General features: G+C 64.3%; 5 protein-coding genes and 1 pseudogene. 5 read left to right on the top strand and 1 reads right to left on the bottom strand.

Annotated features, from left to right (window positions below; all coding sequences use genetic code 11):
• The 3 genes from RTH46_RS26050 to RTH46_RS26040 form a co-directional block, all read left to right on the top strand.
• A partial coding sequence (locus RTH46_RS26050) for a DUF2345 domain-containing protein (RefSeq protein WP_316906959.1) occupies positions 1 to 1073 on the top strand: 1073 nt, incomplete at its 5' end.
• Positions 1070 to 5836: an RHS repeat-associated core domain-containing protein gene (locus RTH46_RS26045; RefSeq protein WP_316906958.1), complete on the top strand. Its 4767-nt coding sequence runs from the start codon at positions 1070 to 1072 to the stop codon at positions 5834 to 5836. The genes RTH46_RS26050 and RTH46_RS26045, both read left to right, overlap by 4 nt.
• 120 nt (positions 5837 to 5956) lie before the next feature.
• Positions 5957 to 6145, top strand: a complete 189-nt coding sequence (locus RTH46_RS26040) for a hypothetical protein (RefSeq protein ID WP_316906957.1) — start codon at positions 5957 to 5959, stop codon at positions 6143 to 6145.
• 285 nt (positions 6146 to 6430) lie between these two features.
• Here RTH46_RS26040 and RTH46_RS26035 read toward each other — a convergent pair whose 3' ends face one another.
• Positions 6431 to 8065: a hypothetical protein gene (locus RTH46_RS26035; RefSeq protein WP_316906956.1), complete on the bottom strand. Its 1635-nt coding sequence runs from the start codon at positions 8063 to 8065 to the stop codon at positions 6431 to 6433.
• A 506-nt stretch (positions 8066 to 8571) separates the two neighbouring features.
• On the opposite strand from RTH46_RS26035, the gene RTH46_RS26030 reads away from it, so the two are divergent.
• Both RTH46_RS26030 and RTH46_RS26025 read left to right on the top strand, forming a co-directional pair.
• Positions 8572 to 9090, top strand: a complete 519-nt coding sequence (locus RTH46_RS26030; RefSeq protein ID WP_125462404.1) for an Hcp family type VI secretion system effector — start codon at positions 8572 to 8574, stop codon at positions 9088 to 9090.
• Positions 9091 to 9175: 85 nt separating this feature from the next.
• Positions 9176 to 9411: pseudogene (locus tag RTH46_RS26025) on the top strand (type VI secretion system tip protein VgrG); the annotation flags it as partial.

Here is a 9411-nt window from a genome sequence, read left to right as displayed (position 1 = left end):
CCGGCATCGCCCTGACCACCCCCGGCCCCAACCACCTCACCAGCGGCAGCCACCTGGCCCTGAGCAGCACCGGCCACACCAGCCTGGCCATCGGCAAGCGCCTGCTGGCCAGCGCCAGCCAGGGCATGCGCCTGTTCGTGCAGAGCCTCGGCCTGCGCCTGGTGGCCGCCTCTGGCGATATCGATTTCCGCGCGCTGAAGGACAACATCAACCTGTTGGCCAAGCTCGACATCACCGCCAACGCCGACCGCATCACCCTCAAGGCCAAGACCGAGCTGGTGGTGCAGGGCGGCGGCAGCGGCACCACCTACAACGCTGGCGGCATCACCCACGTCACCAGCGCCAACTACACCGCCCACGCCGCGCAGTTCGCCCATATCGGCGGGGCGAGCATGGCCGGCACCTTCCCCGAGCCGCCCAAGCCGGGCAAGGGCGCACTGGAACTGTTCAACCTGTACGCCAACACCAAAGGCATCAAGGCCGGCGACTACGAAGTCACTGATGCCCTGGGCACGGTGCTCAAGGGCGCGCTGGACGGGCAGGGCTTCAACACCGTCTCCGGCGCGGCGCCGGGGCCGGCCATGGCCAAGTTCGGCCTCGACACGGCCGATACCTGGAGCATCGGCAGCTTCGCCAAGGGCCTGCCCTGGCCGAAGCTGCCCGTGGCCGAAGAGGGCACGCCGTCGCTGCTCGAATCGATGTACGCCAAGCTCGCTCCCGACGGCAGCGGCGGCATGCTGGACAAGGCCAAGCAACTGGCCAGCAGTGGCATGAGCGCGGCGAAGACCGGCATGGGTCTGCTCAAGACCGGGCAGAACACTCTGCAAAGCGCGCAGCAGGTGCAAGCCGCGCTCAAGGGCGGCGTGGCCGGCCTGCCGCAACTGGCCTCTGCCGCCAGCTCGGCGCTGCCGGCCGCTTCCAGCGCACTGGGCGCCGCCGGCAAGGCAGGCGCCGCCGTCCAGGGCGCCATGGCCAGCCTGCCCAGGCTGCCGACCCTGCCCAAACTTCCCGACTTCAAGGCGCCGAGCCTGAATACCCTGACTGACCTGATGCCAGGCGAGCTGATCTCATGACTGCACAGAATGCCGCAACAAACGAAAACGCCCGTGCCCCTCAGGTCGCGATCACCCCACTGGCCGAGGTGCAGATCGAGGACGTCGGCCGTGGCGCGGTGGTGTTCGATACCTGGCTGCGCAACACCAGCGCCAGCTTCGTCACCCTCGAACGCCTCAAGGGCGTGGCCGGCAACGTGACCGTGGCGGGCAACATCATCGCCCTGGTGGATGCCTTGGGCGATATCGCCATCCTCACCCGCAACAAGGTGCCCGACCCGATCGACTGCGCCACCTACGGCATCAACCTGATCGGCCTGGTCACTTCGCCCGCCAGCGCGGCAGCGGCCCGCATGGCCCTGCGCCCGATGCTGTTCATCGTGCGCCAGGAGGGCAAGCAGGTGCTGGGCGATGCACTGATCGAGCTGATGGTCGGCCACCTCAACGCCGATATCGTCGGCAGCATCGACGACTTCGTCGGCCAGGCCGCAGGCAACCTCAAGGCCGCACTGGCCGACGCAGCCACCCTCGGCGAGCAGCTGATCCTCGACATCGCCGGCGGCCTGGCCGCCCTGGCCGCAGGCCCGGCCCCCGCCAGCGTGGCGGCCGGTGGCGGGGGCAGCCTGCTGCTGCATGACCCGCAAGCCACCATCGGCAACTACCTGGCCGGTGCCTTCAACGCCTACAAGAGCGCCGGCAAGGGCATGACCAGCGCCGACGTCAGCCCCGCGCTCAGCGCCGCCGGCAAGACCGAACTGCTGGCCCATAGCGCGCACCTGCGCACCCTGGCGCCACTGGTGCGCGGCATGATCCTCAAGCTGGGCGATGCCGGCAGCCCCGGCTCCATCGAGGCCCTGCGCCTGACCCTGGCCAGCAGCGTCAAGCAGTGGCGCCAACGCAACCCGCAACAGGTGGTGGCCAACGTCAAGGCGGGCGGCACCAGCAAGGCCCGTCACCAACTGGCCGAAGGCAAGGTCGAGACGCAAAAGGAGCAGATGCCCGCCTCCCAGGCCCCCAACCAGTGCAAGAACGGCGCCCCGGCCAACACCTGCAACAGCATCAACTTCGCCTTGGGCAGCGAGACCCTGCAGCACACCGATTTCAGCCTGCCCGGCCCGTTCCCGATCACCTGGACCCGCACCTACCACTCGCGCCTGGCCGCCCTCGACGGCGGCAGCCTCGGCGCCCGCTGGATCACCGCCTTCACCACCTGCATCGATGTGCAGGACGACGGCCTGCTGCTGCACGATTTCGACGGCCGCAGCCACGCCTACCCGCTGCCCAAGGTCGGCAAAACCCATTACGACGCGGTGGAATACCGTGGCCTGACCCGCACCACCGACACCCAGCTCATCCTCTCGCGCGGGCAGGAGCGCCACGAGACCTACGAGCGCGTCGGCGAGCGCTTCCACCTGGTGCATATCGTCATGCGCAATGGCGTCGGCGCGATGCTGCACTACGAGCACAACCACAACGGCCGCCCGGTGCTGTCGGACATCAACACCTACGCCGACAACGACCCGAGCAAGGTGCACCTGCAACTGGGCACGCTGCTCGATGAGCACGGCCATATCCAGGGCCTGTGGCAGGTGGTCGATGGCAAGCCGCTGCGCCAGCTGTGCGCCTACCACTTTGATGACCAGGGCGACCTGATCGCCGCCCAGGACGAGCACGGTGCGGCCTGGCGCTACCAGTACCAGCACCACCTGATCACCCGCTACACCGACCGCACCGAGCGCGGCCTGAACCTGGAATGGGACGGCAGCGGCCCGCACGCCCGGGCGATTCGCGAATGGGCCGACGACGGCAGCTTCGAAACCCGCCTGGCGTGGGATGAGCACATCCGCCTGACCACCGTGACCGACGCCTACGGTGGCCAGACCCGCCACTACTACGACGCCGAGGGTTACACCTACCGGATTCAACACGCCGACGAGCGCTCGGAGTGGCTGTTCCGCGACGCCCGCAAGAACGTGATCCGCCACCTGCACGCCGACGGCAGCCAGGACCGCTACACCTACGATGAACGCAGCAACCGCCTGCAGCACATCCGCGCCGACCACACGGTGGTGCACTACGCCTACGACGACAAGGACCAGTTGATCAAGATCAGCGATGCCGAAGGCGGCCTGTGGCTGCGCGACTACGACGATGCCGGCAACCTGGTCGAAACGGTCGATCCGCTGGGCAACAAGACCGAATTTGCCTATACATCGACGGGGTTGTTGAAGGCGATCAAGGACGCCAACGGCAACGAGAAGAAGCTGGCGTACAACGACGCCGGGCAAATGCTCGAATACACCGACTGCTCCGGCAAGACCAGTAAATGGGAGTACGACGAGCTGGGGCGCCTGGTGCAGGCCAGCAATGCGCTGGGAGAGAGCATCCAGTACGCCTACAAGGCCGGGCAGTTGAGCAAGGTCACCCATGCGGACATGACCGAAGAGCGCTTTGAGCGCGATGCCGAAGGCCGGTTGCTGGCCCATGTCGATGCGCTGGACCGTTGCACAACCTGGAGCTACACCCGCGCCGGGATGCTCGCCGAGCGTGTCGATGCGCTGGAGCACAAGCTGCGTTACCGCTGGGACAAGCTCGGCCGGTTGGTCAGCCTGGAGAACCAGAACGAGAGCCGTGCCAGCTTCGTCTACGACCTGGCTGGGCGGCGCCTGGAAGAGACCGGCTTCGATGGCCTGACCACCCGCTACCAGTACGACCCGAGCAGCGGTCGGCTGGCGAGCACCCAGGTCGGCCAGCGCCGCATCGACCTGCGCTTCGATGCCATGGGGCGCCTGGTCGAGCGCTGCGCGAGCCAGGGCGACCAGCAGCAAAGCGAAACCTTCGCCTACGATGGCAACGGCAAGCTGATCCAGGCGCTCAATGCCGTCAGCAAGCTGCAGTGGTTCTACGATGACGCCGGCAACCTTACCCGTGAGCATCAGCACTACCTGATGACCGGCGACCCGATGGTGGCGGTATGGCGCCATGAGTACGATGCGCTGAACCGCCGCACCGCGACGATTCGTCCGGACGGCCACAAGGTCAGCTGGCTGACCTACGGCAGCGGCCACCTGCTGGGCATGACCCTCGATCAGCACGAGATGCTCGCCTACGAGCGCGATGACCTGCACCGCGAAGTGGTGCGCCACCAGGGCAACAAGCTCATGCAGATGCAGCGCTGGGGCAAGACGGGGCGCCCCGAAGAGCAATGGCTCGGCAGCCATGACGGCAAGACCGCCCTGCTCAAGCGCCAGTATGAATACGACACGGTGGGGCAGTTGACCGATATCCACGACAGCCGCCGTGGCCAACTGGCGTATCAGTACGACCCCCTGGGGCGCTTGCTGCAGGCCAACAGCCGTCTGGGCGCCGAAACCTTCGCCTTCGACCCGGCGGGCAACCTGCTGGATGAAACCCAGCAGCTCAACCGCCCCCTGGAAGAGGACGCCCGGCGCAACATGGTGATGGACAACCTGCTGCGCACCTACGCCGGCAGCCAGTACCGCTACGACGAGCGCGGCAACCTGAGCCATCGCCTGCAAGACGGCTCGCAGGCGCACTTCACCTGGGACCTGTTCAACCGGCTGGTGCGTTACAACGACGACAGGCTCAAGGTCGAATACAGCTATGACGCCCTGGGTCGTCGCCTGCACAAGCATTCGCTCGCCCATTACTGGGACAAGCCCGAAGCCGGCACCGGCTGGAACCAGCTGGAGCGGGCCAGGCGCCAGCGTGAACTGCACTGCGGCTTCACCCTGTATGGCTGGGACGGCGAAACCCTGGCCTGGGAAAGCTCACCGCCGCTGGATGAGGGCGATACCGGCCGCACCGTGCACTACCTGTACGAGCCCGGTAGCTTCGTGCCGGTCGCCCAGGCCCTGCACAACCGCCCGGTACGCCTGTTCAAACAGCCGGACTGGTCCGGGCGCGAGTACGACTTCGACCGCGATCCGCTGTGGCACACCGAGGTCAAACCGCAGGCCTTCGATGCCATGGCCTGGTACCACTGTGACCATCTGGGCACGCCGCAAGAGCTTACCGATGAGCAGGGGGATGTGGTCTGGAGTGCGCACTACACGGCGTGGGGGGAAATACACGAGGAGCGTACGGAGCAAGCCAGATTGCTGGGGGTGAGCAACCCGATTCGCTTCCAGGGGCAGTACCAGGACCCGGAAACGGCGCTGCACTACAACCGCTATCGGTATTACGAGCCGAAAATGGCGCGGTATGTGTCCAGGGACCCGATTGGGATGCAGGGTGGGCTGAACGTCTACAGCTACGTGAGTAACGCGCCTGTTATGCGTGCGGACCCGTTGGGCTTGTGGGATGTACCGTTTGCCAACATGCCGGGCGTGCAGGAACGTGCTTCGTTGGGCATGCACATGATGAAGAATGGTGAGTCGCCGGAGGCCATTTCCAGAGCAATGTCACCACCACCGCCCAAGCCGATTGCGACAGGCGAATGTCGGATAACAGGGACCCTTGCGGCTGGTTCGGGCGTTTCTGTTGCAGGGAAATTCAATGAGGTATCGGGAAGGAGTGTTGAAGTTGGAGTGCCGATGATCGCAGTGGCGGCACGGGCTACTGCAACGTGTGGTTTGAAATTTGCTGATCCGGACGCCAAGTCACTTCGCGCCGCTGCCGGTGTAGGGTTCAGTTTAGGCATATTCAGCGTGGATATAAGCCAAACATCTACGTGGCCTGAGGTGTATATCGGGGTGGGACCAGGTATTGGGCCGGAAATTGATGTGCCTGTTACGCCGGCTGTCTCAGGTACCGCTTTCTAAGGGTGATATATGTGTGAAATTGTTCAGTTTGTGAGAATTGCCATATTTGTGGTCTGCGCTGGGTTGGTTTTCACTTCGATCATTTGTGCGAACGCCTATTGCAAGAAGGTGGGTGTGAATATGAATACCTTCGAAGGCATGCTTGAGATGTATCGGAGGGTATTCAAATTCGAGAATAAGCTATTGTCGATCCTGGTGCTGTTCAGCATGTACGGCGGAGCTTTGATGGTGTTGGGGCTTATGGGCTTGACCCTCTGGGGCGAGGCACAGGGGTGTGATTTTCATATCAATGATCGGTCCATAAGGTAGCCAGATACGGCGAGTACAGAGATGGCGTCTTCGGACGCCATCCGTACAAAAGGTCATTGTCGGTAGCGCCAGATATGGTCATCCAACGTTGTGGGAGCGGGCTTGCCCCGCGATGGAGTGCGAAGCGCTCCTTTAGCCGAATCAAATAGTGTCAAAGATGCCGCAAATTCAGGCTTTGCTGCCGCGTTGCGGCAGATCGCGGGGCAAGCCCGCTCCCACGATGATGGATGGCCGTACTTTTCGTACAAAACCTGGACACAAGCTCCCCGGCACAGAACGCGCCCGTCAATCCTGCTGCGTCCCGGGAACGCCAAATCCATACCCTTGCAACAGGTCCTGACGAATGCTGGTCCCCAGGGAATACAGCCTGTCCTGTTGAGGTGCGGCCCAGTCAATCGCCGCACTGGCCAGGGCGAGCGTCAGGCCGAGGGCTTCCTCGCCCTGCTGCGGCAGGTCGCCCGCCGAAACCTTCGGCTTGCCGGCAACCAGCGACACGCTGGCCAACAGCAGCACGTACACCCCTAGCAGTTTCAGGTACAGGCCAAGCGGTTGTGCCTTCACCAGGCGCAACAGGTAGGACAGCGCACGGAACCCATGCACGGCCAGCCCACAGAGGATCAGCAGGGCAGCCACGCCGGGGGTGATCAGATCGCGGTAGCTGTCGCGGCCCAGGGTGGAAAGATCGCCCGCCGAGGCGACGCGCTGCTTCATCAGTTCACGGGCGTCGTGCTGCAGCGTGGGCAGGTAGACCGAGCGCACGAAATACTCCTCGGTCAGGTAGGCATACAGGGTAATGCTCGGCGGCAACGCCAAGTCCTGGCGCCACTGCCCCTGGATGGCATCCACCGCCAGGAACGCCGGGCGCTTGAGGCCGGGTTCGATCCAGCCGGCATTGATGCGCTGCTGCAGCAGTGTTGCGTAGTGGTTGCGTGCGTCACGTCGCACCTGGCGGGCCACGGCGCGGTTGAAACCGGGGCGGTCGTCGGGCCGCCAGAGGTCGTCGACCGGTACGTTCATCTGTTCGCGCAGGACATGGCGCACGTCTTGCCATTCGCTGCTGGGCAGGGTCCAGGGGTTGAGGTTGCGCCCGCGGCTGCTGAGCAGGCGCAGGTAGTCGGTCCAGGCCTGGCCCTGGCGCTGGAGGATGGCCAGGCGGCTGGTGGCCCCCGCGTAGTAAAGGCTGGCGCGACGGTATTGGCGGTAGTTGTCTTCCTGCCGGCCGGTGGCCTGGCGGTAGCGCTCATAGTTGCGCTGCAGGCCGCCACGCTGCTGGTCGGCGAGTTGTTCGAACAAGGCCTGCGGCGTAAGGCCCTCTGTGGCCTTCAACGCGGTGATGTGCGGCAGGCGCAGGGCCAGTTCGGCCAGGCGCAGCTTGCCTTGCGGGCTGCGCAGCTGCTCCGCTGTCGCGGCCTGGCCGTCCAGGCGCAGGTCGTGTTGCAGCATCAGGTTGAGCAGGGGGATGCCGAAGGCGGCCCGGGCCTGCTGCTCGGGGCTGGCCTGTTCGACCAGGCTGTCCACCAGCAGGCGCTGGGCGTGGTAGCCGAGGTACAGGCAGCTGCCGCAGGTGATCAAGGCCCAGAGCACCGTGCGCCCGAACGGCCAACCCTGGCGCATGCTCTTGCGCAACAGGCAACTGAGTACCAGCAAGGCCAGGGCGGCGGCACCCAGCCATTGGCCCTGGCGGGCGAAATGCTGCAGCAGGGAATGTGGCACGAGGCTGCCGACCAGGTCGGTCAGTTGCGCGAGGTAGCCCAGCGCGAGCACCAGGTAGATCACCGTCGGTATCAACATCAGCCGCGCAAACCAGCATTCCTGGGCGCGGGTCAGCGGCAGGTCGCCACCCCACAAGGCGCGGGCCAGGCGTTGCCAGGGTGAGTGTTCCTGGCCATGGGCGGGGCGTAGCAACAAGGCGCCGATCATCAGGCACGGCCTGGCTGGCACAGGAAACGGGCAGGGCTTGGCGAAGCGGAATCTGGGGTGTTCACGCGGGGCTTTCCTTGTCGAATCGGTGGAGCGTCCATTGAATGCGGCGCGATAGTAGCACGTTGATGCTAATGGCGCGGGGGCAGCCCTGAGCCATGCGCAGGATGGCCTGTATGCCTTGGGAAAATCCGGTCGCTGACTTTTTGCTCAACTGCGCAAGAAGTTGCGCACTCCAATGTGGATAACTCTGTGGATAAACGCTGTGAGTATTGCTGTATATGGCTTGCAGCCAGTTGCGCAACTTTTTGCCAGCACTGCGCAAGAAGTTGCGCAACTTTTGAAGGTTCGCCTCTCAACAAAGTATCCGAATGGATGAGTGCGCGATTTAAGTAATTGAATTTATTGAATATTTTTCAATTGGCACAGCTCTTGTATCGAAAGCTGCTCCCGCTCGGCAACTTTCTGCCGTCTGCGCGACTTTTTTCTTACGCAAGGAGAGCACCATGGCAACACCAGCCTACATGTCCGTCACCGGCGAAAAACAAGGCCTGATCACCGCTGGCGCATTCACCGCCGACTCGGTGGGCAACACCTACCAGGAAGGCCACGAAGACCAGGTGATGGTCCAGGGCTTCGAGCACGAAGTGATCATCCCGCGTGACCCGCAGTCCGGCCAGCCGACCGGCCAGCGCGTGCACAAACCAGTGAAAATCACCAAGGTCTTCGACAAGGCTTCGCCGCTGCTGCTGGCTGCCCTGACCTCGGGCGAGCGCATGACCAAGATCGAGATCAAGTGGTACCGCACCTCGGCCCAGGGCACCCAGGAGCACTACTACACCACCGTCCTGGAAGACGCGATCATCGTCGACATCAAGGACTACATGCACAACTGCCAGGACCCGAGCAACGCTCACTTCACCCACCTGGAAGACGTGCACTTCACCTACCGCAAGATCACCTGGACCCACGAAGTGTCCGGTACTTCYGGTTCCGACGACTGGCGCGCGCCGGTCGCAGGCTAAGCCTGGACCCCACCGYAGCCCGCCGCGCTCGCGCCGCGGGCTGCGGTCGTTTCACCAGCCCATTCTCGCWWCANGAGGGACAAGGATGTTTGCCGCCGCGAACCAGACCCACTTCAGCTTGCACATCGATGGCCTGGAGCATGATTTCCAGGTGCTCGCCTTCGACGGCACGGAAGCCATCAGCCAGGCCTACGCCATCGACCTGGAGCTGGTCAGCGAGCACCCCTCGCTGAACCTGGAGAACCTGCTGCACAAGCCTGCGTTCCTTCAGCTCGGCGACGACGGCCGGGGCCTGCACGGCCTGATCTACCGCGCCGCGCA

Origin of the sequence: Pseudomonas sp. zfem004 (assembly GCF_032621715.1) — a bacterium.
In the GTDB taxonomy this organism is placed as follows: Bacteria; Pseudomonadota; Gammaproteobacteria; order Pseudomonadales; family Pseudomonadaceae; genus Aquipseudomonas; species Aquipseudomonas sichuanensis.
The sequence above is the reverse complement of the archived record's forward strand: the minus strand, read 5'-3'. Positions and strand labels throughout refer to the sequence as shown.